This is a genomic window from Pseudomonas sp. VS40, assembly GCF_018587885.1.
GTDB classification, from domain to species: Bacteria; Pseudomonadota; Gammaproteobacteria; order Pseudomonadales; family Pseudomonadaceae; genus Aquipseudomonas; species Aquipseudomonas pergaminensis.
Genome location: NZ_JAGYWD010000003.1, coordinates 270,758 through 295,456, shown reverse-complemented (window position 1 = coordinate 295,456; position 24,699 = coordinate 270,758). Strand labels below are relative to the sequence as shown.

The following is a 24,699-nucleotide window of genomic DNA, read 5'->3' as shown; positions in this document are numbered from 1 at the left end:
AAGGGTATGACTGAGCTGTCGCAGGTGTCGGTGACGGCACTCAAGGGTGTCGGTGAAGCCATGGCCGAGAAGCTGGCCAAGGTGGGCCTGGAGAACCTCCAGGACGTGTTGTTCCACTTGCCCCTGCGCTATCAGGACCGCACCCGCGTGGTGCCCATCGGCCAGTTGCGTCCAGGCCAGGATGCGGTGGTCGAAGGCACCGTCAGCGGTGCCGACGTGGTCATGGGCAAGCGCCGCAGCCTGGTGGTACGCCTGCAGGACGGCACCGGTGGCCTGAGCCTGCGCTTCTACCATTTCAGCAACGCGCAGAAGGAAGGCCTCAAGCGCGGCACCCGCGTGCGCTGCTACGGCGAAGCGCGACCCGGCGCATCCGGCCTTGAGATCTATCACCCGGAATACCGCGCCATTACCGGTGACGAACCGCCGCCGGTCGACACCACGCTCACGCCGATCTACCCGCTCACCGAAGGCCTGACCCAGCAACGCCTGCGCCAACTGTGCATGCAGACGTTGACCATGCTCGGCCCGAAAAGCCTGCCTGATTGGCTGCCCCAGGAACTCGCCCGCGACTATCAACTGGCGCCGCTGGACGATGCGATTCGCTACCTGCATCACCCACCCGCCGATGCCGATGTCGACGAACTGGCCCTCGGTCATCACTGGGCCCAGCACCGCCTGGCCTTTGAAGAGCTGCTGACCCACCAGCTGTCCCAGCAACGCCTGCGCGAAAGCATGCGCTCGCTGCGCGCGCCAGCGATGCCCAAGGCCACGCGCTTGCCTGCCCAATACCTGGCCAACCTGGGCTTTGCGCCGACCGGCGCCCAGCAACGCGTCGGCAATGAAATCGCCTACGACCTCAGCCAGCAAGAGCCCATGCTGCGGCTGATCCAGGGCGACGTGGGCGCGGGCAAGACCGTGGTCGCCGCCCTCGCCGCCCTGCAAGCCCTCGAAGCCGGTTACCAGGTGGCGCTGATGGCGCCCACCGAAATCCTCGCCGAGCAGCACTTCATCACCTTCAAGCGTTGGCTCGAACCGCTGGGCCTGGAAGTGGCGTGGCTGGCCGGCAAGCTCAAGGGCAAGAATCGCACAGCCGCACTGGAGCAGATCGCCGGCGGCGCGCCGATGGTGGTCGGCACCCACGCGCTGTTCCAGGACGAAGTGCGGTTCAAGAACCTGGCCCTGGTGATCATCGACGAGCAGCACCGTTTCGGCGTGCAACAGCGCCTGGCCCTGCGCCAGAAAGGCGTGGGCGGGCGGATGAACCCGCATCAGTTGATCATGACCGCCACGCCGATCCCGCGCACCCTGGCCATGAGCGCCTACGCCGACCTCGACACCTCGATCCTCGACGAACTGCCGCCCGGCCGTACCCCGGTCAACACCGTACTGGTCACCGACACCCGGCGTGTCGAAGTGATCGAACGCGTACGTGGCGCCTGCGCCGAAGGCCGCCAGGCGTACTGGGTGTGCACGCTGATCGAAGAGTCCGAAGAGCTGACCTGCCAGGCCGCCGAGACGACATTTGAGGACCTCACTAGCGCCCTCGGTGAACTCAAGGTCGGCCTGATCCACGGGCGCATGAAGCCCGCTGAAAAAGCTGCGGTGATGGCCGAATTCAAGGCCGGCAACCTGCAACTGCTGGTGGCCACTACCGTGATCGAGGTCGGTGTGGACGTGCCCAATGCCAGCCTGATGATCATTGAAAACCCCGAGCGCCTCGGCCTGGCGCAGTTGCACCAGTTGCGCGGGCGTGTTGGCCGAGGCAGCGCCGCCAGCCATTGCGTGCTGCTCTACCACCCGCCACTGTCGCAGATCGGCCGCCAGCGCCTGGGCATCATGCGCGAAACCAACGACGGTTTTGTCATCGCCGAAAAAGACCTCGAACTGCGCGGCCCCGGCGAAATGCTCGGCACCCGCCAGACCGGCCTGCTGCAATTCAAGGTCGCCGACCTGATGCGCGACGCCGATCTGCTGCCAGCCGTGCGCGATGCGGCGCAGGCTTTGCTGGAGCGCTGGCCGGACCACGTCAGCCCGCTGCTCAATCGCTGGCTCAGGCACGGACAGCAATACGGCCAAGTGTGACGCCTGACGCACTTAAGCGACCAACAGTTGTATCAAGCTGGTTATACTTCGTTGACTGTAAGAAATTGGATCAGGCCATGTCAGAAGTTGCCCTCGCCACAGCCCCACTGACCGCCCCGCCGGTCATTCGGGCTCTGCTCGCAAAACTCGCCATCCCCTACACGGAAGTCGCCGATCTACCGGGCCTGAATCCTGCGCAAAAGGTCCAAGCGGTATTGCTGGAAGACGCGGTGGGCGCACTGATGGTGCTGTTCCCGCAGAATCAGTTGCTCGACCTCAACCGCCTCGCCGAACTCACCGGTCGCCGCCTCACCGCGGTGTCGCCGGATCGCGTCGAACGCATGCTGGGCAAACATGACCTGAGCCTGCTGCCGGGCCTACCGCCTCTCACCAGCTCGCCGTGCCTGTACGAAGGCAGCCTGCTGGATGAACCGAGCCTGCTGGTGCATTCGGGTGAAGCCGGTTTGCTGCTGGAAATCGCCACCGACGCCTTCAAGACCCTGCTCACCAAGGCCAGCGCCGGCCACTTTGGCGAGCCGCTGAGCAACATTCGCCCCAACCTCGACCGCCCCAATGATGACCGCGAGGAAATCACCCAGGCGATGCAGGCGTTCACCGCCCGCCGCATCCAGCAACGCCTGGAAGCGACCATCGAGATTCCACCGCTGGCGGACACCGCACAGAAGATCATCAAACTGCGTGTCGACCCGAACGCCACCATTGATGACATCACTGGCGTGGTCGAGACCGACCCGGCCCTGGCCGCCCAAGTCGTGAGCTGGGCCGCATCGCCGTACTATGCCTCGCCGGGCAAGATTCGTTCAGTGGAAGACGCCATCGTGCGGGTGCTGGGCTTTGACCTGGTGATCAACCTGGCGCTGGGCCTGGCCCTGGGCAAGACCCTGAGCCTGCCCAAGGACCATCCACACCAGTCCACACCGTATTGGCACCAGTCGATCTACACCGCCGCCGTGATCGAGGGCCTGACCCGCGCCATGCCCCGCGCCCAGCGCCCGGAAGCCGGCCTGACCTACCTGGCGGGCCTGCTGCACAACTTCGGCTACCTGCTGCTGGCCCATGTGTTCCCGCCGCACTTCTCGCTGATCTGCCGCCACCTGGAGGTCAACCCGCACCTGTGCCACAGCTATGTCGAGCAACACCTGCTGGGCATCAGCCGCGAGCAAATCGGTGCGTGGCTGATGCGCTACTGGGACATGCCGGATGAACTGTCCACTGCCCTGCGCTTCCAGCACGATCCGACCTACGATGGTCAGTACGCTGAATACCCGAACCTGGTGTGTCTGGCGGTACGCTTGTTGCGCAGCCGTGGTATTGGCTCCGGGCCGGATGAGGCGATTCCGGATGCGCTGCTTGAGCGTCTGGGCTTGAGCCGTGACAAGGCTGAGGAAGTGGTGGGCAAAGTGCTGGATGCTGAAGTGCTGTTGCGCGAGTTGGCGTCCCAGTTCAGCCAGGGCTAACCTACCACCTGTTACATCGCCATCGCCGGCAAGCCGGCGCCTACAGAGTTTGTTTAGGAGCCGGCTTGCCGGCGATGAATTCAACCCTTCTTTTTCTTCGGCTTCAAATACTTGGTTAACCCCTGGAACCAGATCACCAGCGCCGGGTTGCCCTTGATCTGGATCGACTTGTCCTGAATTCCCGTCATGAACGCCAATTGCTTGTTCTTCGCCTGCATCGTGGCGAAGCCGTAGGCCGCATCTTTAAAGGCGATGGCGAACGCCGGCGACGGGTGAACACCCGAACGGCTGGTGATGCGCTGGTCTTTGACGATGAAGTGACGGGCAACCTTGCCGTCGAGGGTCTGCAGCTGGAAGGCCAGGTCTTTGTCACCCAGTTGCTGCTGGAAGGCGGGATTGGTGCGGCTGGCTTTGCCCATCATCAGGCCAAGCACCCACAGGAGAAGACGAAATTTCATGCACACGGCCTCGGTGTAATTATTGAGTGGCCGCAGCAGTTTAACGATTTGCTAAAAGAACGCCACCGATCTAGCGCATTAGCGGAAGATCGGCTGGCGTTTGACGCTTATAGCAGCATGTTACTTAAACGTTAGGGCAAGGTACCGGTGCCCAGTCGGCCAGGTTCGGATCGCGGCAGCTGCCTTCGAGCTGAGCCTTGCCGGCGCTGGCGACCTGCTTGCTTTCAGCTTGCTTGGCCTGCACGGTCTGGATGCTCTTCTCGGTGGTGACAGCTTCTTTCGGCACGACTGGCAGAGCCTGCTTTTTCGCAGCCTTGACCGGCTTCTTGCCCTTGGCCGGAGCGACCACAGGAGCCGTATCGGCGGTCGCCACGGTCACCACGTCGTTACGCTGCACGCCCACTTGCTGCAGGTCTTTCTCGTAGGCCTGGGTGTAGTTGTTCAGGTCTTCGCTGGCCTTGCCGTTGACCGCAACGATCAGGTCATTGGACTCTTTGAGGCCCGCGACGATTTCTGCCAGGCGCTTGCGGCCTTCGGTGTCGTTGACGGTCTTGGCCTTGCGGTCGGCCACCAGCTTGGTGAACGCGCTCTGGTAGCACTGTTGCGACGCTTTGGCGTACGCGGTGCTGCGGTCGATGTCGGACGCGCTTTTGTTGAAGTCGGTGGAGTAGGACGCAATGCGCTGGTTGTCATCGCTGATCTGCTTCTGGCGCTCGGTGTAGTAACCCGCCGCGCCGCCGGCCAGGGCGCCGCCCGCTGCACCGATGGCGGCGTTACGGCCGCGCTTGTCGGAGTCGCCGGTCAGGGCGCCCAGCAGTGCACCGCCGGCCGCGCCGATGGCTGCGCCGGTGACGACTGACTTGGTCATGTCCGAGTCAGTCGCACGCAGGTGCTGCACCGGCTCGTAGCAGTTCGGGTAATACTCGACCTTGGTGCTCGACGCGACCTTGGAGGCCGGCGACGTGGCGCAACCGGTCAACACGGTGCTGAAACCAGCTGCGATCAGCAGCAAGTGACGCTTGGAAACCGCCTTACGGGAAAAAAGCATAGGTGTGTTCTCTTTTAAGTTTGACTTGCCCAGCACGGCCCACCGCCGCCTGAGTCCCTTCCAAGCTCGCCATACAGCCAGCGATCATCGCTGACCGCTCGCTGCGAGCAATTCCTTCAAGATCGTTGCCGGGTCGGCCCGCTGTTGTTTGCGGTAGTTGCCAACATGGCGAACGAACAGTGTTGCGCGCGTCACCAGGCTCTTGCCGAGCACTGGCTTGCGATCCAACTCTTCCTTGATCCGTTGAAACTGCGCCTGGATCACCGCATCGGTATAGCGCGTGCCGGTGGCCAGGTTGTCGATATAGATCGCCACGGCGCCATCGAGCGCGCTGCGGCCATTGGTGATGGCCATCTCAAACAGTTGCGCGCTGGCCTCGTCCTTGTTGTCCAGGGCCTGCTGGCGACTCTTCTGCAGGTTGGCCAGGCGGATGTTGTAGTTGGCGATGGTCTCGGCCACCAGGGCGGCCGACTGAATCAGGTTGCCCGCGGCTTCTTCGCGTTGCTGGGCGATCAGCGAGACATTGCGCTTGAGCTCTTCGTTGACCAGCCCCAGCTCGGCTTGCAGCTTGGGGTCGGCGCTGGCGGCGATGATGCTGTCCAGGCGCTTGGTCGGGTCCTGGGCGTCGTCAATGGCGTCGGTCAGCGAGGCCAGGCGGCCCTCTTTCTGCCACTGCGCGAACAGCTCCTTATAGCGCGAGCGCGGTGCCGACAGCGCGCCAATCGCTACGCGGAAACCGGTGGTCTCGTTGCTTTGCTCGGTGCCGTCGGCGGCGAACAGCGGGTACTCACGGCGCATGCCGGTGAACAGCGTGCCCTCGCCTTCCAGGTAGTTGCCACCCTTGACCACAAAGCCGCCATAAGTGCCCTGGCGACGCCCGGCGTGCACCAGTTGAAAAGACTCTTGGACCATTTCTGCGGCGTTGCCGATCACATCGAACAGGCCGATCGGGTTGGGTAATTTGGTGCCGATGGGCATCAGGCGTGCGGCCTGGCCGGTGCCGCCAGCCACCTGGTTGAACACGGCGTAATCGCCGAGCGGGCCGTCGCTGTCACTGCCTTCGACGCGGCGGGGGAACAGGCGCCCTTCCAGGTCTTGGCGACTCACGGCATGGCCACCGCGTGCGGCGAATTCCCACTCCACTTCGGTGGGCAGGCGCACAAAACCGAGGCCACCGTCATCCGCCGAAGAACCGCGACCACTGACCGGCAGCAACTCACGGTGGTATTTCATCAACCAGGCGCTGTACACCGCCGAGAAGCGCTCGGCTTCAAACCGCGACAGCTTGACCTTGGGCAAGCGCCCGGCCATGCCAGTAGGTGCGTCGCACGCAGGCGCGGGTTCACCACTGGCCAACGACTGCGCCTGGGACATCACCTGGGCGTACTGGCGTGCGGTCACTTCGTACTTGCCGATGAAGTACAGCATCGGCTTGAGCGGGGTCTTGGCGTCGGTCTTCGGCATCAACGGCGCGATGACCTTGCTCCAGTCTTTGGGCAGGTCCTTGAGGGTGAACTGGCCGTTGATGAAGTCGCGACGGTAGCCGGAAATAAATGACTGCTGATAACCCGCCTCGCCTTCGGCAAAGGGGTAGCCGAGGCTGATTTCGCGGTCATCCAGGGTGCCCTGGGCCAGCACATAGGCATAGCGGAACACCATGTTGCCTTCGCACGGCAGCGGCAGGCTGACGTCGCCTTCCAGCGGCTTGGGGTTATCGAGTTTGTCACTCGCCTCATCGGCCCAGGCCATCGAGGCCAGGGTCAGCGCCACACAGGCGCCCAGTAACTTATACATCTCTGATTCCTTCAGAAGCCTGGATCCGCGCCACTCGCCAACCGCCACAGGCCGCCGCCACGGCGCTGACGCCGAGCACAGCAGCCAGGGCCAGGCCGTAATGGCGCGCCAGCAGGTGACTGGCGTGTTCGCCCGGCACCTGCACAAATAACTGATTCAACGCTGCCTCGGCCAGGCCATACAGCCCGGCACTGAGTACGGCAGCAAAGCCTGCGCTATACAACGCCTGCACCACCACGAATAACAGCAGCCCGCCCGTGGAAAACCCCAGCAGGCGCAGCACCGACAATTCCCGCCGCTTGCGTGCCACGGCGGCCAGGGCCCCGGCAAATATCGCCGCAAACGCCCCCGCCAACGCCAACCCGCAGATCACCCAGAACACGATCGACAGGTTGCGGCTCAACGACTGCACCTGCGCGATGGTCTGTGCCTGGGTCGACACCAGTAAATTCTGCGCCGCGAAGTACACCCGCAGCGGCTCCACGTCGGTGAGGGTGCGCGCGTATAAGCGAAACGCCGGGTAGACCCGCTGCTCATTCGTCCCCTCCACCTCACCACTCCATCCCAACGCCGGCACTGCGCGACCGTCGCGGTAATCTTCCGCCGCTTCCAGCACTTTCAGATCGGCAAACAAGCCGTCACGGGCAAACGCTTCCAACGGCAGTACCGCCAGCACCTGCAAGCGTGTGCGCTGGGCTTCCACGCGTCCCGCCACTTGCCGTGCAAAGCTGGTTTCCAGCCAATCCCCAGGCCGCGCCGCAAGCTTCTCGGCGGCAGTGTGGCTCAGCACGATCTGGTCCAGGCCCTGTGGCACCGGCAGGCCGGCGAGCAACGGATCACCCGACGCGGTCGGCAGCATCTCCAGCACCAGCGTGCCCACCTGCGCGGTCGCCGCAATCTGCCGCGTACGCGGCAACGCAAACGCCACATCACTGCGCTGGCCGAGCTGCTCGATGAATGCGCTGCTGAATCGACCACCGCCTAACGGAATAATTTCACGGGTGGCGGGGTCGGTCTCCAAACGTTCGGTCAAACTGCTAACCAGTCCAAATTTCAGGCCGAATAACACCAGCAACGGTGCGATCACCGCCACCAGCGCGAGCACCGAGCAGGCGGACAGCCAGGCATCGTTGCGATAATCCTGCCAGGCCAGCGACGTCACCAGACCGAGGCGCATCAGCATGCCTCCCCAAGGGTCGCCGTCACACCGCCGTCGGTGTCGCGACGGCAACTGATGCGCCGCACCTGCAAGCCACTGGCGCGGGCCAGGGCTTCGTCATGGGTGGCGATCACACAGGCGGCACGGTGTTCGCGCGCCTGGGCCAGCAGCGCTTGCATCACGCGCTCGGCATTCAAGGGGTCGAGGGACGCCGTCGGTTCGTCCGCCAGCACCAGGTGCGGTGCATGGGCCAAGGCACGGGCACAGCTGACGCGCTGGCGCTGGCCCACCGAGAGCGCCGCCGGCTTCTTGGCCAACTGATCGCTGATCTCCAACTGTTCGGCCAGGCGCACCACGCTGCCATCGTCCTTCAAGCCCAGCAGTTGCCGGGACAAGGCGATATTGCCGCGCACATCGAGAAAACCCAGCAGGCCACCGGTTTGCAGCACATACCCCAGATGCTGGCTACGCAGCGCGGCCAAGGTAGATTGCTGATCACCGCGCCATAGCCCGGCAATGTCGTGCTGATGGAATTCGAACTGCCCGACCTGGTCCGGCGCCAACACCAGCGCCAGCAGGTCCAGCAAGGTGCTTTTGCCGCAACCGCTGGGCCCGACAATCGCCAGTTGCTCACCCGCACGCAGCGCCAGCGCCGGGATCACCAGGCTATAGCGCTGGCTACCGACGCCCCGGCTCTTGTGCACCGCGTTCAGGTTCAGCATCACGGCAATGTCGACAACGGCACGCGGTACAACGCATCACCCGGCTCGGCATCGCCAAAACGGACCCAGTTGGCCACGTCATTGTGGAAGGTTTCGTAGAGACGGATCTTCGAATCCAGCTCGTCGATAAAGTCTTCCTGCTCGGCCACGCTCAACGACAACCACAGGTCCTGGGTCATGTTCAGCGACTTGCTGCGGTACGGCAGGCCTTCCAGGTATTCACCCAGAATGCCGCCGTCGGCCAGGTTGCCGCCCTTGCGCAAGGCTTGCGGGTCGCGGCTCATGTAGGCCGACGCGCTGGCAATTTCCTGGAAGAAGTCCTTGGGCGAGGTCTGGGTCTTGCGCGCCGCGTCGACGATCAGTTTCAGCGACTGCTGCAGGTCGTTGAGCTGCAGCTTGGTCAGCATCACGCACACCTGGAAGGCCGGCAGCGCCGGGTTGGTCAGGTCGCGGTCGGCGGTCCAGGCGCTGACCAGTTGCGGCGCCTGGCTCGCGGCTTTGCGCCCGAGGAAATCCATGTGCATGGCATAACCGACGGCTGCGGATTTGTCCGCCAGGCTCGGTGCGCTGTTCAGCAATGGCACCGGCTGTGGCGTGTTGCTGCGCACTTGATGCACAAGATTGGCGAACACCGTACCGATCTCATCCACACGCTCTCCGAGCTTGCGCACATCACCACCGGGCACCGCCGTGTAGAGGTCGCCGATCTGAGGGTTGGCGTCGGCGGTGAGGACGCGGTACTGGCTCTCGGCGCCGGCATGGGTTTTCTTGCCGGCGTCGGTGCGCAGGTGCAAGGCGTAGATCTTGATCTGCTTGCCCAGCGCGGCCTGACGCACTTCGGCTTCGTTCATCTGGGTGGCGGCAAACGGATCGTTCTTGCGCAGCGCGCCGGCGTCGGTGACCAGCAGGATGATGCGCCCGCCGTAGCCGGACCAATCCATGCCATCCACCGCCTGCATCACCCCGGCGAACGCGTCTTCGTTGAAGGAATGGCTGGACACGGTGGACGCCTTGACCTGGCGCGCCATGTCGAGAAACCGCTGCGGGTCGCGGCCCTGGTCAAGGGTGATCAGGGTCTTGGCCACGTATTCCAGGCCGGGGGTTTTCTTGATGCTGCTGCGAAACCCCACCATGCCGAAGCTGACGCTGTCCAACTCGCCCCGCTCGGCGATGCGAGTTTGCAGTTCGTGCACCACGTCGCGAACCTGGTCGATATAGGGCTGCATCGACACGGTGGTGTCCACCACCAGCACCACGGCCGTGCGGAAGGCATCGGCGTTGGCCTTGAGCACCGGCGTCGAGGGCTTGGCCGCTGCGCTGCTGCCGGGGTCGATGGAGGCCACGTTGAGCAACTGCACAGGCTGGCCGTTCTCGTCGAAGCTCTCTTTGGAATCGAAGATTGGTAGCAGGTAGAACTGATTCTGCGGCACTGCGCTGGCGCTCGGTTCCAAGGCCAGGACCTGGCTGTTGTCTTCACTGTTTTTCTGCGCCTTGGCCAGGACGCCTTGGGCGGCGGCGGGATCGGCCAGCAGTTTTTCCACTTCGCCGGATTGGCGCAGGAACATCACCGGCGCCCGGCCCGAACGCTCGGTGAACTTGAGCACCAGGCTCTGTTTCCAGTCGCTGACCTGCGACGCAGGCAACCAACCATCGCTGCGGCCATCGGTGGCGGCACCGACACGCACCCACGGGCTGCCGTCGACATCCTTGCGCTGGTAAACGTAGAGCACGGAAAACGCCGGCAGGGCTTTGCCCGGCGCGCTGCCGGCGTCAGCGGAAAACTTGGCGCCCGGTTTGCTCAACACGCGCTGAAACAGGGTCTTCTTGCCCGCCATCAGCAACGGACGCTGGCCGCCATCAACTTCGGCTACCGCGGGTGGCGGCGTGACTTGCGGCACCACCGCAGCCGGCGGCTTGGCAACAGGCTCATCGCTGCCACTCAACCACCAGTAACTGGCACCACCGATGGCCAAGGCAACCGCCACCGCAACCGCCGCCAGCGCCAACACCGGGCCACGGCGCTGTTCGGAGACGGCGTTGTGTTGCGTTGGGGTCACCACCGGCTGGCGCACGACAGGTTGCGGCTGCGGCTTATCGGTCGGAATATCGATGGAGACCGGGGTCATGCCCGCCAGGTCGAAGCTCAACGGGATAGGCAGCGGTCGCACCAGGGTGGCCTCCGGCGACTCTGCCGGCAGGTTATCCAGCGCCGCCAGCAACGCCGCCGCATCCGGGAAACGTTCCGCCGGGTCCTTGGCCAACAGCTTGCGCAGCACCTCCTGGTAGCGGCCATGGTGCACCGGCAGTTCCGGCAACGGCTCGGTCAAGTGCGCCAGCGCCGTGGACAGCGCGTCGGTGCCGTTGTACGGCAGTTTGCCGACCAGGATTTCATACAGCACCACACCCAACGCATACAGGTCGGCCCGGCCATCGATTTCCTGGCCGCGCGCCTGCTCCGGGCTCATGTAGCTCGGCGTGCCCACGGCGAACCCGGCCTGGGTGAACTGGGTGCGATCATCCAGCGACTTGGCGATACCAAAGTCGGATAGCACCGCCGTGCCATCGGCGCGGAACAGAATGTTCGCCGGTTTCACATCGCGGTGCACCAGGCCCTGGGCATGGGCATAGCCCAGCGCCGAGGCGATCTGGCGGATCAGCGTGACGCCCTGCTCCGGCGTCATGCCGGCCGCGATGCGCTCCTTGAGCGTACCGTTGGGCAGGTATTCCATGGCCATGTAATACAGCTCACCGACATTGCCGATGTCATGGATGGTCACCGTGTGCGGGTGCGACAAGCGCGCCAGGGTCTTGCCCTCGCGCAGGAAACGCTCGCAAAAACTCGGGTCGGCCGCCAGCGCCGCCGCCATCACCTTCAATGCCACCTTGCGCTCCAGCGAGCGCTGGGTTGCCAGGTACACGCTGGCCATGGCGCCTTCGCCAATCTCGCCTTCGATGTCATAACCGGGGATGACGATGTTCATGGCGATACCTTCACGACGATGGCGGTGATGTTGTCCGGCGCCCCCCGGTTGAGCCCCAGGTGCACCAGGCTGCGCACGATTTCATCTGGCGCGTCGTGGCTGAGCACTTCGCGGATCTCATGGTCTTCGACGGTCTTGTTCAGGCCGTCGCTGCACAGCAGGTAGCTGTCACCGGGGGCGATCAGCAGGTCGACCACCGCCAGGTCCAGGTGGGCTTCCACGCCAATGGCGCGGGTGACGATATTGGCGCGCGGATGGGTGCGGGCATCGGCTTCGCTGAGCAGGCCGCTGTCTTGCAGGTCCTGGACGTAGCTGTGGTCGCGGGAGATGCCTTCGAGCACGCCGTCGCGCAAGCGGTACAAGCGACTGTCGCCGGCCCACAGGCACACGCCGCGCAGGCCACGGGCGGCCAACAGCACCACCGTGCTGCCCATCATGGTCACGCCACGGTTGGCGGTTTCTTCGCGCACGGCCGTGTTAATGCGAAGCAAGTCGTTGCGCAGCGCCGCCGTGTATTCATCCAGGGAGCGCCCCACCGGCACGCTGCGCAGGCTGTCGACGATCAGGCTGCTCACGTAGTCCCCGGCCGCATGCCCGCCCATGCCGTCGGCGACCACCCACAGGCGGTTTTCCGGCAGGTCCAGGCAGGCGTCTTCGTTGACCTGGCGGACCATGCCCACATGGCTTTTGCTCGCGGATTTGTACGTCGACCCCATCTACACCACACCTTCTTGTCCGAGCAAAAACTGCGCAAAATCGCTGGCGGCAGGCAGGCCCTGACACCGCAACAAACCAGGGGAAATACGTTGTGAACCACGGCCCCACCACAGGCTGGCGCCTTCGCAGGCCTGTTCGGCCAGTGCGCTCATACGCCCGTGGGACACAGTGGCGGCCACCCGCTGCAAGCCGGCGAAACGGCTGCCCACGGCACGCGGCTCGCTCGGCGGGAAACCCAGGCCATCGAGGCCTTCATTGAAGCTTTCGAAGGTGGCACCGGAATCCAGGGTGCTGAGCAACAGTGCTTCGGCCTGTTCGAACCAGCTGTCCGGACCACCCACCAGCGAGGCAGGGTTGGTGTCGTGATCGAGTAACGCCACCACCGCCAGCGGGAAATAGCGCCCCACCCGATCGATGCTCGGCATCACCACGCCTGCCGCCGCGTCCGGACCGCACACGCCCGGTGCCAACACAAAGCGCCACAGCGGGCTGACCAGGTAGGTGTTGAGCCAGTCTGCGCCGAGGCTGTTCTGACTGGCGAGCAAACCCGCCGCCAGCCAACTGTCCCACGGGCCGACAAAACTCTGAGGCAAGGCGCGGCTGACAAAGTCACCGCGGCTGGCCAACTTGCCGTAGAAGCCCAGGGTCGTCATAGCCGCTCCGGCAGGCTGAAGCCACTGAGCACGCGGCTCTTGAACGGGTTGAAGGCGCTGTTGGCGCGCAGTTCGTAGGCGATGCTCGCACCGTCGACGCGCAGGCGCAGGTTGAAACGGTCCGGCGAATTACCGGCGGTGAGGTCCGACTGTTCCAGCAAGCGGAACCAGGCCCACGGTCCGTCCAGCGTCACACCCGAACGGCCACTGGCCGACGGCGGCATGATGGAGATACGCACCACGCCAATGCTGCCGGGGTTCGGCCATTGCATCGCCACTGGGCGGCTGGGGCCGTGGTCGTAGCTCAATTGCTGGCCGTCGAGGTCAAGCAGGAACTGAGTGATGGTCGGGTCCATCGACACCGGCTTGAGTTCGAAACGCACGATGGGCTGGGTACCACCCGAGCGGAAGAACGCATCGCGGATCGTCGCTGCGCGCTGGAAGGTTTGCAGCACGCCCGGAGCAATGCCGAGCTTCTGCGCCGCGCCCGGCTGCCAGCGCCAGGTCTGCGCCGAGGTGTCCACGTAAGGTTGCAGGTATTTGCGGAAGTAATTGTCCATCACCCCGCCCACGCCGAAGAACTGCCCGAAGTCATCCAGGGTGGCATCCCGCGCGCTGCCGGGCGACATCGGGTAGCGGCCGGCCAGGGACTGGCGATACACGTTGACCACTTCGCTGACCCAGGCCGCGTTCAGCTGGTTACGCACGCCGCCCATCATGCTGTTGGTGGTGGAGTTGACCACCGACTTGACCATGCCCTGCACCAACGGTGGCTGGCGCTCTGCGTTCAGGCTGACCCGCGTGGCCGCAGCCGCCGCCTGGTTCTTCGCCTCGCCGAGCAACGCATCGCCGCTGGCGCCGACCATGGCGCTGACCTGCACATACAGTGCATTCATATCGGTGAGCAGGCCATCGATGGCCGCCGGCTCGCCTTCGTTCTTGCTGACGATGCTGTTGAGCTCGGCAAAATGCGCGGTCACCGGATCATCCGCCGCAGCAGGTGCATTGGCGGTCGGTTGCTCCTGGCCGAGCAAGCTGCCCAGGCGCTCCTTGAGCTTGTCGACGCCACCTTCTACCGGCACGCCTTTGGCGGCCAGTTGGCGCTCTTCGGCTTGCAGGTCGGTTTCCTTGGCCACGGCCACCAGCAGTTTTTTCAGCGGCGAGCTCGGGCCGGAAATCACCCGCAGTACGTCGGCCGCCTGGGCCACGCTGGTGATCGGCACGAAGTCGATGTCCGCCAGCAACGCATCCCACTGGCGCTGGTAATCCTGGAAATACAGGCGACGCACATCGGCAGCCAGGCTCACCACGTTCTGCTGGTCGGCCTGTGCATTGCCCAGCACCCATTGCTCTTCGGCGAGGGTGCCGGTCTGGTTCAGGCTGCTCAGCAAAAACGCCTGGCGATAGCCCTTGGCGGTGAAGAACCCACTCAACGGCTCGCCAAGCGGTTTGCCACTTTTGCGGCTGAACACCAGCGCCGCGTCACGGCCGGCAGCTTCGTTGAGGCGGAAGTCCGGGATGCCTTCGGGCAGTTTCTGGCGCTTGACCCGGTCATACACACGCTGGGCTACCGGCAGTTGTTGCAACTGACGACGCAGGTCATCGATCAGGCGTGGGTCGAGGCGAGCACTCGGTGGGTGGCGTTCGAACAGCGCCTGCAAGTGCCCGGCCAGTGCCTGGCGCTGATCGGCCGGCAGGTCGCGGGGCAGGTTGCGGTCCCAGTCGAGAGCGATCCAGGCCTTGATGAAATCCGGGTCGTAATGCTCGGTATCCGCCAGCATCAAGTAAGCCTTGAGGCCTTCGTAGAGGAAGTCGGAATTGCCGCCGCCGTGCAGTTGCTCTTCGATGCGCGTCACCAGGCGTGGCGCGAACACGGCGATCAGCAGCTTGCGGTAGACACTGGCAGACTCGGCTTCGAGCATATCGCCCTGGTACAGCCCCAGGCCCTCGGACCAGCTCGGCGAGTCGCCCGCCAGGTTCTTCACGGCGTTGAGCAACGGCAATACGGCGAGCACTTCACGCTGCGCCGGGCTCAGGTTCTGCACGGTCTGGCCCAGCGGTGCGACCTTCTGGTCGACCTGGGCGATATAGGCCTGGTTGGCGCGGTAACTCACCCACCACAGGCCGCTGACCACCACGACCAGTGCCACGGTGGCGGCCAGCACCCCGCGTGCAATCCACTTGCGCCGACGCTCGACCTTCGGGTTCACTCCCACCAAGCCACGCTCGGCAAACGCCACCGCAGTGAAGAGTTTTTCGATGAAGTAACTGCGCCCGGTGCCGCTCTGGCGCGCCAGGTGCTGGCGGTCCAGGTTCATGCTTTGAGCCATGGCGCCGATCAGGCGGTCGATCGGGCTGCCTTCCTGGGTACCGCTGGTGAAATACACACCACGCAGCAACACGCGCTCTTCAAAGGCATTGGGCTTGAACACGCCTTCGAGGAAGCTTTGCAGGCAATCCTTCAATGCACCGAACTGCTGCGGGAAGCCGTAGATCAGGTCGCGCCGCGCCGGGTCGCGTTCCTGTTGCAGGCGTTCGACCAGACGTTCGTTGAGGCGCTGTTCCAGCCCGGCGAACTCGCTTTGCAGGTGTGCCAGCGGGCTGTCGCTGTTCTTGCCGTCGTCCAGGGCAAAGGTCATGCCCCACACCTGGGCGCGCTCTTCCTTGCTCAGGTTGTCGAAGAACTCCATGAAGCCTGGCACCAGGTCGAGCTTGGTCAGCATCAGGTAGATCGGGAAGCGCACGCCCAGTTGGGTATACAGCTCCTGGATGCGCAGGCGGATGGCGGCGGCATGGGCGGCGCGCTCGGCGTCGGTGCCGAGCAACAGGTCCGACAGGCTGATGGCGATGAAGGCACCGTCGATAGGCCGGCGCGAGCGCTGCTTTTTCAGCAGGTCGAGGAAGCCCAGCCACGCGGCTTTATCCACCGTGGAGTTGCTGTCCTGGGTGGTGTAGCGGCCTGCGGTGTCGAGCAATACCGCCTGATCGGTAAACCACCAGTCGCAGTTGCGCGTACCGCCGACGCCGCGCACGGCACCGGCGCCCAACTGTGCCGCCAGCGGGAAGTGCAGGCCGGAGTTGACCAGCGCCGTGGTCTTGCCCGAACCCGGCGGGCCGATGATCACGTACCACGGCAGCTCGTAGAGGTTGCGGCGTTCATCGCCACCCAGCTTGGCCTTCTTCAGCAGCGCCAGGGCCTCGTCCATGCGCTGGCGCAGGGTGCTGAGTTCTTCGGCGGTGGCGACGCTGTTGGGGTCTGCCGGGGTTTCGGCGGCCAGGCTGCGCATCACTTCGGCGGCCTGGCGACGGGCCTGGATAATGCGGAACACGCGGTAGGCAATCCACACCGCGAACACCAGGATGATCAGCGCCCAGCGGCGCCCTTCCGGCACCAGCACGTCGAGCAACGGCCCGACAAACCAGATGATCAGGCTCAGGGCGATCAGGCCCAGCACGGGAATCACCCAGCGAATCATGAAACTGAAAAACGCCTTCACTCGACGCCCTCCGCCAATACGGTGATTTCAACCCGACGATTGCGGGCGCGGCCTTCTGCGGTGGCGTTGGTCGCCACCGGCTCGGTGTCGCTTCGGCCCTCGGCGCTGAAGCGATCTGCCTGGCCAGTCTTGGCCGCGAGGATTTCCAGCACCGACTTGGCCCGTGCTTCCGACAGCGCCCAGTTGGACGGGAAGCGCAGCGTGGCAATCGGGCGGTTGTCGCTGTGCCCGGTCACCCGCACCTGGCCCTTGACCTTGCGAATGGCGTCGGCGATGCGCAGCATCAGCGGTTGGTAGTCATCGACAATGCTGGAGCTGGCGGACGCAAACAGCTCGTCGCCACGGATGGTCACCACTGAACGGTCGACCGCATCTTCCACGGCAACGCGCCCGGCCTTGATGTCTTCCACCAGGAAACCGGCCAGGCGTGGGCGCTCGATGACTTTGGGCTGCGCCACCGGACGGTCGATGGCCTGCACCGGGATTTCGCCCAACGCGTGAATATTCTTGAACACCGGCTCGGCATCCGACGCCAGCTTGAGGCGCAAGCCAAACAGCAGCGCCAGCAACAACGCCACGCCGATGGCCACGGCGATCCATGGCGGCATGAATTGCGCCAGGCGATCCCGCGCCACGGTCACGCCGCGCCAGTGCGGCGACAGTTCACGTTCGTGTTCGCCACGGGCGCTGCGAATGGCGGCAGCCGTGCGTTCACGCAGGGTTTCCAACTGACTGCGGCCGTCGTTCATTACGCGATAACGGCCTTCAAAACCCAGGCACATGCACAGGTACAACAGCTCCAGCAGGTACAGGCGTTCCCGTGGGCTTTGCAGGCAGTGGTCGAGCAACTGGAAGACTTTTTCGCCGCCCCAGGCTTCGTTGTGTACGGTGATCAGCAGGCTCTGCTTACCCCAGTCACTGGTGCTGCCCCAGGGCGTGCTCAACACCGCTTCATCCAGCGCGGTGCACAGCGCGTAACGAGCCAGCAGCACTTCATTACGTGCAATACCGGCCGCTTCGGCACGCTCTTCGAACTGGCGCAGGTAGGCCAACAACTGCGCGCGCAGGCTGGCCGGCGCCGGGTGGGCGATGGTATTGCGCAGGCGCGTCAGCAGGGCCAGCAAGGGGCCGGCGGCACTTTCCAGCGGGTTGAGGCCCTGGCTTTTGCCGGTGAGCATTGGCGCGGCTGGCATGGCCAGCGGCGACGGTTCGGCACGCACAGGTTCCGGCGCCCGGCCACCCGGACGCGGCATGAACTGGGTGCGGTCATCATCATTGGGATGCATCGCGGATTATCCTCGGATCGCCCAGAAGGCCAGGTTCAAGCCCGGGAACTGCCCGGCGATATGGAAGGCGAAGCCACCGGAGTTGCCCAGCTGTTGCCAAGCCTCGCTGCCGCGATCCAGCTCGTAATAGGTCGAGCCTGCGTGGTACGGCAATTGGCGCGGCGCCACGGGCAGAGGCAACAGGGTGATGCCCGGCAGTTGCAGGTTGACCAGGTCGCGGATGTGCTCCACCGAACCAACCTTGCTCTGCTGGCCGAAGCGCGCGCGCAGGGTTTCGCCGGGGACATCGGCACGCACCACCAGGATGAAACTGGCGTTGTCGAGCAGGGTCTTGTCGGCCAGCATCGCCACGTGGACGCCGTAGGCTTTCTCGACAATCGGGATTGGCGTGGCCTTGCTGTCGATCAGCATCGACAGCGCTTCACGCAGCGCGGCCATCACCGGGGCAAAGCTCAGGGCCAGGTCGTCGTGCTGGTATTGCGGGTATTCCTGGGGACGGCGGCCCGAGGTCGAGAAGGTCGAGAACTCACCGGCCAAGCTCACCAATTCACTGAAGAAGCGCTCCGGGTGCAGCGGGCTCAACTGGCTCAAATGCTGGATCAGCGGTTGGGCACGGTTGACCAGTTGCAGCAGCATGAAGTCGGCAATCTCCGACGCGCCACCGGCGCCTGACGCGACTACCCGCCCCGCCAAGGCTTCGCCACGCTGGTGCAGCAAGCCGAGCAATTCACTGCGGAACGCGGCCAGCGGCTTGCTCGCGGCGACGTCCAGGACCGGCGGGATGTAGGTGTCGTCGAGCACCAGCGCACGGTCGGCGCGCTTTTCCTTGATGCGTACCAGGCCGATGGCGGCGTAATCGCTGATGCCATCCTGGGCGGTCAGCAGGCGCAGGGCGCGGGAGCCCACGGCCACCGGAGCGCGGTTTTCGAACGGTGCGTTGTCGTCACGCACTTCACGGACCTGGCTCACGTAACGCGCGGCTTCCAGGGCTTCGCCTTCCTCCACGGTATCGCGGGCGCCAGCACGCTTGAGCGGCAGGGCCAGGTACACCAGGCCGTCGCGCAGGTTGTCGTCAATGTTCAGCGGGCTCGGCGCCAGGTCGTCCTGGGGGATGTTGAACGGCGTACCGTCTGGCAGCAGGCCGCGTGCCGACACGATTGCCAGCTTGCCCTGGGCCAGCAGGCCCTGGTCGATCAGCAACTCGGAAAAACCCCAGGCGCCGGCGGATAACGGACGGCTACGGGCGTCGATCAGGTTTTCCAGGTAACGGTCATGCTGCTGGAAGTGCTGCGTTCCGATGAACATGCCTTCCGACCAGACCACGCGATTGTTCCAGGACATGGGGGCTCCGATTGCTTCTTATTGGGCAGGGCTGGATGGGGTGACCACGACGTCAGCGCGCACGGCACGTACATCGAGGCTGATCTGATATTCGGTGTATTGGCGCGCGGGCACGTTGATCACCGTGCGCCATTGCGCGCGGTCCAACTCGCGATAGCCCACTAGCAAACCGATCTGGCGCGTGGACGGGTCGAGGTCGCGCTGGATGCTCAGTTGCTCGCCGGGTTGCACCATCACTTCGTCCTGGTCCAGCAGGTCCAGGCCCAGGGTCGATTGCGCCCGATCAGCCAGGGCGAAGTAATCGGAGCGGGCAAAGGTGGCGGCGTTTTTCAGCTCGAAGATACGCACCCGCACCGGGGCGGCCTGGCCGTTGGCGCCGGGGTTAAGCCCGCTGATCGCATGAAAGTGCAGCTCGACGGCGGCGGTATCCGCGTCGGCCTCGGCGGCTGTTTCGGGTTTGGCGGCGTCTTTGGCACACGCCGTCAGCAGCAGCAAGGTGGCGGCTGCGAGTAAAAATCTGGGAATCATCCTGCGTCCTCAATGACGTACTTAGCTATCCGTTAATCCATGTGTTGCGGCGCGGTTTTACCGACGCTGTCGTGCGCTGTGCTCTTCGTAGGCCCGGCTGAATTCGCGGCCGAACAGGTCCTGGAAATCTTCCTGGGCCTCGCGGGAAATATTGCTGTAGAGCTCGGTGAACTGCTGCCAGTACTGCGCCTGGCGTGAGCCGTTGAAAATACTTGAGAGCCCGCCGGGCTTGCCCATGCGTTCTTCCAATTGCGCCGGTTCGAAGCGGCTGAGCAAGTGTTTGATCGCCGCTTCCACGCCGGCCATCACTGCCAGCTGGTGGGCACGCAGGTCGTTGAAACTGTCGCGCACGGCGAGGTCCGGTGCCATAAACGCCTGGTTGCCGTGACGAAGCAAAAGCAGTAACGCTTCGTCAGCATTGGGGGCGAATTTCAACGGATTGTTTTCCGCGGGCTGGATCATCGTTTGCTGCATGCGGAACTCGCCTTTGAGGCTGGCACGGGCACGCAACACGTCGATCAGGCCTTCGACCATCAGGCGGTAGCTGCGACCGATGCTTTCCATCTGGGCCTCGGCCTGGGCTTTGTCCAGACGCAATTGGTCCAGGCCCGCGCCGCGCAGGAAGGCTTGCAACAGATCGGGTTGTTGGCTGTCTGCCACGGGGAGCACAGGCTCGACCACGGGTGGCGACGGGATGACTGGCTGTGGAGTCGGCGGTGGTGGAGAGAGCGGTGGTGGAGCACTGACAACAGGTGCAGGCGCATCGCCAAACAGGTCCCAGTCTTCGGGGATCACCGCGCCCGACGCCACAGGCGGCTCGGCCACAGGCATGGCGACTGGCGTCGGCGGGCGGAAGTCGTGCTGCTCGGAAGGTACGTGGTCCGGCGCGGTGGGCGGTGGCACGGCAGTGGGGCTGAGGAAATCAAACAGGTCCGGCAGCGTGTCCATCGAGGACGCCCCCTGGAACTGCGGCGCAATCACCGGCGTGGCGACTGGCGTGGGCGTGTTCACCACAGCGCCCATCAGCGCTTCAAAACTGTTCGGTGCATCGCCGGCAAACGGCTGGCTGTCGATGGCTTGCACATTGAAGTCGATGCGCGCCTGGATCTCGTAATCGCCGATGCGGATCAGTTCACCATCTTGCAACAGCTCACTATTACCCCGGCGCATACGAATACCGGCTTTAACCAACTCCACACCATTTGTGCTGTTATCGGTTAAATAATAACGGCCATCTTTGTATTGAATAACGCAATGCTGCGAGGACACCAGGCGCTCTGGATCAGGCAATACCCAGTCATTATCCGAGCTGCGGCCGATAGCCATCGCGCCCTGATTCATGGACTTTTCGGAGCACTGCCCAGGGGTAATCTTGTGATAACTAGTGATAGTCAAACACAGCGACATCTTGCCTCCTTGCTGATACTTCGCGCGCGGTCGATTCCCGGGACAGCGCTTCCCGGGATATCCCCATCAGGTCGAGCAATCGACCATCTAAAACCTGCCAATGCCAGCATGATCGCTGATCTTAACTGGGCTCTATGACAAAAATCCTGTCCCGGTGCGTCGTTCGACCCACCAGTCGCACAGGTTGTTAAGCACCGCACATCTGTCACAGAGGGCGAATAGCTTACCTTGACAAGCCCTAAGTACTACACCAAAAATGCACAACTTCTTGAATACCAGTGATGGCACATTAGTGGCATCTTGCTTATATGACCAAGAAAACATGCAAAGTTCCTCGCGCAACTAATGCATGAATTGCCCGCCTTCTAACGGGCTGATAGGGAGATCAAATTCAGTGGATGTGCCGTTGCTGCTCACCGCCGTTTCCGCGACTTCGCCCTGTGGCGAAGACATGGAATATGACGCGCAATTTCTGCAATTGGAGCGTGATGCCAAGGGCCAACCCGAGCGCAGCATGGGCGACTCCATCCTGCCCGCTGAACCGCCGGAATGGCGCAGCATCCAGCAGCAAAGCCTCGACTTGCTCGCACGCAGCAAAGACCTGCGCATCACTCATTTCCTGTTGCAAAGCGCCCTCGCCCTCCAGGGTGTGGCCGGCCTGGCCGAAGCCCTGACGCTGATCGACGCCCTGCTGCGCGACTACTGGGCCGACCTGCACCCGCGCCTGGACGCTGACGACGATAACGACCCCACCGTGCGCATCAACGCCCTCACCGGCCTGACCTGCGACACCAACATCCGCCTGCTGCGCGAAAGCATCCTCACGCGCTCACGCACCTTCGGCCCGGTAACCCTGCGCGCGGCGCTCAACGCCAGCGGCCTGTTGAGCTTCCCCGATGAACAACTCGGCGCCCAGCAGCTCAATGCCGCGTTCCTCGACAGCGACCCCGAGCAATTGCAAGCCACTCGCGACGCCCTGGTTGCAGCGCGTGCAGCGTGCGAAGCGATCGAACAACAGGTCAACGATCAGGTCGGTTCCGCCCAGGGCGTGGACCTCAGTGCCTTGAAGCAACCGCTCAAGCAGGCGTTGCAGATACTCAACCAAGCGGTGCCAGGCACCGCCGGCAGCAGCGAACCCGAGGCCGTCAGTGACGACAATGCCCCCTCGGTCGACTTCGCCGCCGCCCCCGCAGCACCGCGCCCCGTTGGCGATATCGCCAGCCGCGACGATGTGCTGCGCAGCCTCGACAAGATCCTTGCGTACTACACCCGGCACGAGCCTTCGAGCCCGCTGCCGGTGCTGTTGAACCGGGCCAAGAATCTGGTACACGCCGACTTCGCGGCCATCGTGCGCAATCTGATTCCCGACGGCATGTCCCAATTTGAAAACCTGCGTGGCCCGGACGGCGAGTAAGCCGCCCGATTGCGCAGTAACAACACCGTCGCTCAAGCGACCAGGAGCAGCAACGTGGCGAAGCAAAGTTCTCAGAAATTCATCGCGCGCAACCGCGCGCCTCGAGTGCAGATCGAGTACGACGTCGAGCTCTACGGCGCCGAGAAAAAGGTCCAGCTGCCCTTCGTGATGGGTGTGATGGCCGACCTCGCCGGCAAGCCCGCCGAGCCTTTGGCGCCGGTGGCCGACCGCAAGTTCCTTGAAGTGGACGTCGACAACTTCGACTCGCGCCTCAAGGCCATGCAGCCGCGCGTGGCGTTCCACGTGCCCAACGAACTGACCGGCGAAGGCAACCTGAGCCTGGACATCACCTTCGAAAGCATGGACGACTTCAGCCCGGCCGCCGTGGCGCGCAAAGTCGACTCGCTGAACCAACTGCTCGAAGCCCGCACCCAGCTGGCCAACCTGCTGACCTACATGGACGGCAAGACGGGCGCTGAAGAAATCATCATGAAGGCGATCAAGGACCCGGCACTGCTCCAGGCACTTGCCAGCGCGCCCAAGCCTGCAGGGGACCAGTAATCATGACTGACAATACCGCCCGCGAAGGCACCCAGATCCTGGGGACCCAGACCGAAGAAGCCAGCGAGTTCGCCAACCTGCTGCTGCAGGAATTCAAGCCAAAGACCGAGCGCGCCCGCGAAGCCGTGGAAACCGCTGTGCGCACCTTGGCCGAACAGGCCCTGGCGCAAACCGATTTGGTGTCCAATGACGCGATCAAGTCGATCGAATCGATCATCGCCGCCATCGACGCCAAACTGACCGCCCAGGTCAACCAGATCATCCACCACCAGGATTTCCAGCAGTTGGAAAGCGCCTGGCGCGGCCTGCACTACCTGGTCAACAACACCGAGAGCGATGAGCAGCTGAAGATTCGCGTGCTCAACATCTCCAAACCGGACCTGCACAAGACCCTGAAGAAATTCAAGGGCACTGCGTGGGACCAGAGCCCGATCTTCAAGAAGATGTACGAAGAAGAATACGGCCAGTTCGGCGGCGAGCCGTACGGCTGCCTGGTAGGCGACTACTACTTCGACCAGTCGCCACCCGATGTCGAACTGCTGGGCGAGCTGTCGAAAGTCTGCGCCGCCATGCACTCTCCGTTCATCGCTGCCGCTTCGCCGACTGTGATGGGCATGGGCTCGTGGCAGGAACTGTCGAACCCGCGCGACCTGACCAAGATCTTCACCACCCCGGAATACGCGGGCTGGCGTTCGCTGCGTGAATCGGAAGACTCGCGCTACATCGGCCTGACCATGCCGCGCTTCCTGGCGCGCCTGCCGTACGGCGCCAAGACCGACCCGGTGGAAGCCTTCGCCTTCGAAGAAAACACCGACGGTGCCGACAGCTCCAAGTACACCTGGGCCAACGCCGCGTACGCGATGGCGGTGAACATCAACCGTTCGTTCAAGCACTACGGCTGGTGCTCGCGCATCCGTGGCATCGAGTCCGGCGGCGAAGTGGAAAACCTGCCGGCCCACACGTTCCCTACCGATGACGGTGGCGTGGACATGAAGTGCCCGACCGAAATCGCCATCAGCGACCGCCGTGAAGCGGAACTGGCGAAGAACGGTTTCATGCCGCTGCTGCACAAGAAAAACACCGACTTCGCCGCGTTCATTGGCGCGCAGTCGTTGCAGAAACCGGCCGAATACGATGACCCGGACGCCACCGCCAACGCCAACCTGGCCGCGCGCCTGCCGTACCTGTTCGCCACCTGCCGTTTCGCCCACTACTTGAAGTGCATCGTGCGCGACAAGATCGGCTCCTTCAAAGAGAAGGACGAGATGCAGCGCTGGTTGCAGGACTGGATCCTCAACTACGTGGACGGTGACCCAGCGCACTCCACCGAAACCACCAAGGCCCAGCACCCATTGGCTGCCGCCGAAGTGATCGTGGAAGAAGTGGAAGGCAACCCGGGTTACTACAACTCCAAGTTCTACCTGCGCCCGCACTACCAGCTCGAAGGGCTGACCGTGTCGCTGCGCCTGGTATCGAAGCTGCCTTCGGCGAAAAGCGCATAACCACGAATGAGCCGGCTCTTCTGTGGGAGCCGGGCTTGCCCGCGATGCACACGACGCGGTCTGCCAGTCAG

The 24,699-nt window shown here is 63.8% G+C and carries 18 protein-coding genes; 5 read left to right on the top strand and 13 right to left on the bottom strand.

Annotated elements, in window-relative coordinates:
* The first annotated feature begins 6 nt into the window (after positions 1–6).
* Positions 7–2,082, top strand: a complete 2,076-nt coding sequence (recG, locus tag KHP07_RS10430; RefSeq protein WP_214497164.1) for an ATP-dependent DNA helicase RecG — start codon at positions 7–9, stop codon at positions 2,080–2,082.
* Between the two features lie 77 nt (positions 2,083–2,159).
* Complete coding sequence (locus tag KHP07_RS10425) at positions 2,160–3,560, top strand: aminoacyl-tRNA deacylase and HDOD domain-containing protein (RefSeq protein WP_078050743.1); 1,401 nt, start codon at positions 2,160–2,162, stop codon at positions 3,558–3,560.
* 80 nt (positions 3,561–3,640) lie between these two features.
* On the opposite strand, the gene KHP07_RS10420 is transcribed toward KHP07_RS10425, so the two are convergent.
* The 13 genes from KHP07_RS10420 to tagH all read right to left on the bottom strand — a co-directional run bounded on the left by KHP07_RS10420 (position 3,641) and on the right by tagH (position 21,151).
* Complete coding sequence (locus KHP07_RS10420; protein ID WP_028618482.1) at positions 3,641–4,018, bottom strand: hypothetical protein; 378 nt, start codon at positions 4,016–4,018, stop codon at positions 3,641–3,643.
* A 124-nt stretch (positions 4,019–4,142) separates the two neighbouring features.
* Positions 4,143–5,066, bottom strand: coding sequence for a type VI secretion system-associated lipoprotein TagQ (gene tagQ, locus KHP07_RS10415; RefSeq protein ID WP_078050744.1), 924 nt, complete (start codon positions 5,064–5,066; stop codon positions 4,143–4,145).
* Between the two features lie 84 nt (positions 5,067–5,150).
* Positions 5,151–6,860 (bottom strand): SUMF1/EgtB/PvdO family nonheme iron enzyme, encoded by a 1,710-nt coding sequence (locus KHP07_RS10410; protein ID WP_078050745.1) that lies wholly within the window; start codon positions 6,858–6,860, stop codon positions 5,151–5,153.
* Positions 6,853–8,037: an ABC transporter permease family protein gene (locus KHP07_RS10405; RefSeq protein ID WP_078051008.1), complete on the bottom strand. Its 1,185-nt coding sequence runs from the start codon at positions 8,035–8,037 to the stop codon at positions 6,853–6,855. The genes KHP07_RS10410 and KHP07_RS10405 overlap by 8 nt, the downstream gene beginning before the upstream one ends.
* On the bottom strand, positions 8,037–8,741 hold the full coding sequence (locus tag KHP07_RS10400) for an ABC transporter ATP-binding protein (protein WP_214497163.1): 705 nt from the start codon (positions 8,739–8,741) through the stop codon (positions 8,037–8,039). Before KHP07_RS10400 ends, KHP07_RS10405 begins: the two co-directional genes overlap by 1 nt.
* Entirely contained in the window at positions 8,741–11,722 is a 2,982-nt protein-coding gene (locus KHP07_RS10395; protein ID WP_214497162.1) for a serine/threonine-protein kinase, read from the bottom strand. The genes KHP07_RS10400 and KHP07_RS10395 overlap by 1 nt, the downstream gene beginning before the upstream one ends.
* A complete protein-coding gene (locus tag KHP07_RS10390) occupies positions 11,719–12,438 on the bottom strand; it encodes a PP2C family protein-serine/threonine phosphatase (RefSeq protein ID WP_078050748.1) in 720 nt (239 codons plus the stop codon). Before KHP07_RS10390 ends, KHP07_RS10395 begins: the two co-directional genes overlap by 4 nt.
* On the bottom strand, positions 12,439–13,092 hold the full coding sequence (tagF, locus tag KHP07_RS10385) for a type VI secretion system-associated protein TagF (RefSeq protein ID WP_214497161.1): 654 nt from the start codon (positions 13,090–13,092) through the stop codon (positions 12,439–12,441).
* Positions 13,089–16,589: a type VI secretion system membrane subunit TssM gene (gene tssM / locus KHP07_RS10380; RefSeq protein ID WP_214497160.1), complete on the bottom strand. Its 3,501-nt coding sequence runs from the start codon at positions 16,587–16,589 to the stop codon at positions 13,089–13,091. The genes tagF and tssM overlap by 4 nt, the downstream gene beginning before the upstream one ends.
* Complete coding sequence (locus tag KHP07_RS10375; protein ID WP_214497159.1) at positions 16,586–17,875, bottom strand: DotU family type VI secretion system protein; 1,290 nt, start codon at positions 17,873–17,875, stop codon at positions 16,586–16,588. The genes tssM and KHP07_RS10375 overlap by 4 nt, the downstream gene beginning before the upstream one ends.
* 6 nt (positions 17,876–17,881) lie before the next feature.
* Positions 17,882–19,216 carry a type VI secretion system baseplate subunit TssK gene (gene tssK, locus KHP07_RS10370; RefSeq protein WP_214497158.1) on the bottom strand — a complete coding sequence of 445 codons (1,335 nt, stop codon included), beginning with the start codon at positions 19,214–19,216 and terminating at the stop codon, positions 17,882–17,884.
* An 18-nt stretch (positions 19,217–19,234) separates the two neighbouring features.
* On the bottom strand, positions 19,235–19,744 hold the full coding sequence (gene tssJ, locus KHP07_RS10365; protein WP_078050753.1) for a type VI secretion system lipoprotein TssJ: 510 nt from the start codon (positions 19,742–19,744) through the stop codon (positions 19,235–19,237).
* A 57-nt stretch (positions 19,745–19,801) separates the two neighbouring features.
* Positions 19,802–21,151, bottom strand: a complete 1,350-nt coding sequence (tagH, locus tag KHP07_RS10360) for a type VI secretion system-associated FHA domain protein TagH (RefSeq protein ID WP_214497157.1) — start codon at positions 21,149–21,151, stop codon at positions 19,802–19,804.
* 394 nt (positions 21,152–21,545) lie between these two features.
* On the opposite strand from tagH, the gene tssA reads away from it, so the two are divergent.
* From tssA to tssC, 3 genes are read left to right on the top strand one after another with little or no spacing between them, the layout of a single operon-like run.
* Positions 21,546–22,565, top strand: a complete 1,020-nt coding sequence (gene tssA, locus KHP07_RS10355; RefSeq protein WP_078050755.1) for a type VI secretion system protein TssA — start codon at positions 21,546–21,548, stop codon at positions 22,563–22,565.
* A 54-nt stretch (positions 22,566–22,619) separates the two neighbouring features.
* A complete protein-coding gene (gene tssB / locus KHP07_RS10350; RefSeq protein ID WP_010207547.1) occupies positions 22,620–23,126 on the top strand; it encodes a type VI secretion system contractile sheath small subunit in 507 nt (168 codons plus the stop codon).
* A gap of 2 nt (positions 23,127–23,128) precedes the next feature.
* On the top strand, positions 23,129–24,628 hold the full coding sequence (gene tssC, locus KHP07_RS10345) for a type VI secretion system contractile sheath large subunit (protein ID WP_078050756.1): 1,500 nt from the start codon (positions 23,129–23,131) through the stop codon (positions 24,626–24,628).
* Positions 24,629–24,699 lie beyond the last annotated feature (71 nt).

What these genes read in the sequence shown, in the direction of transcription:
- tagF (WP_214497161.1), bottom strand. Translation starts at nt 13,092, where the DNA reads ATGACGACCCTGGGCTTCTACGGCAAGTTGGCCAGCCGCGGTGACTTT.
- tagH (WP_214497157.1), bottom strand. Translation starts at nt 21,151, where the DNA reads ATGTCGCTGTGTTTGACTATCACTAGTTATCACAAGATTACCCCTGGG.
- tssJ (WP_078050753.1), bottom strand. Translation starts at nt 19,744, where the DNA reads ATGATTCCCAGATTTTTACTCGCAGCCGCCACCTTGCTGCTGCTGACG.
- recG (WP_214497164.1), top strand. Translation starts at nt 7, where the DNA reads ATGACTGAGCTGTCGCAGGTGTCGGTGACGGCACTCAAGGGTGTCGGT.
- KHP07_RS10410 (WP_078050745.1), bottom strand. Translation starts at nt 6,860, where the DNA reads ATGTATAAGTTACTGGGCGCCTGTGTGGCGCTGACCCTGGCCTCGATG.
- KHP07_RS10420 (WP_028618482.1), bottom strand. Translation starts at nt 4,018, where the DNA reads ATGAAATTTCGTCTTCTCCTGTGGGTGCTTGGCCTGATGATGGGCAAA.
- KHP07_RS10405 (WP_078051008.1), bottom strand. Translation starts at nt 8,037, where the DNA reads ATGCGCCTCGGTCTGGTGACGTCGCTGGCCTGGCAGGATTATCGCAAC.
- KHP07_RS10390 (WP_078050748.1), bottom strand. Translation starts at nt 12,438, where the DNA reads ATGGGGTCGACGTACAAATCCGCGAGCAAAAGCCATGTGGGCATGGTC.
- tssC (WP_078050756.1), top strand. Translation starts at nt 23,129, where the DNA reads ATGACTGACAATACCGCCCGCGAAGGCACCCAGATCCTGGGGACCCAG.
- tagQ (WP_078050744.1), bottom strand. Translation starts at nt 5,066, where the DNA reads ATGCTTTTTTCCCGTAAGGCGGTTTCCAAGCGTCACTTGCTGCTGATC.
- KHP07_RS10375 (WP_214497159.1), bottom strand. Translation starts at nt 17,875, where the DNA reads ATGCATCCCAATGATGATGACCGCACCCAGTTCATGCCGCGTCCGGGT.
- tssK (WP_214497158.1), bottom strand. Translation starts at nt 19,216, where the DNA reads ATGTCCTGGAACAATCGCGTGGTCTGGTCGGAAGGCATGTTCATCGGA.
- KHP07_RS10400 (WP_214497163.1), bottom strand. Translation starts at nt 8,741, where the DNA reads ATGCTGAACCTGAACGCGGTGCACAAGAGCCGGGGCGTCGGTAGCCAG.
- KHP07_RS10425 (WP_078050743.1), top strand. Translation starts at nt 2,160, where the DNA reads ATGTCAGAAGTTGCCCTCGCCACAGCCCCACTGACCGCCCCGCCGGTC.
- KHP07_RS10395 (WP_214497162.1), bottom strand. Translation starts at nt 11,722, where the DNA reads ATGAACATCGTCATCCCCGGTTATGACATCGAAGGCGAGATTGGCGAA.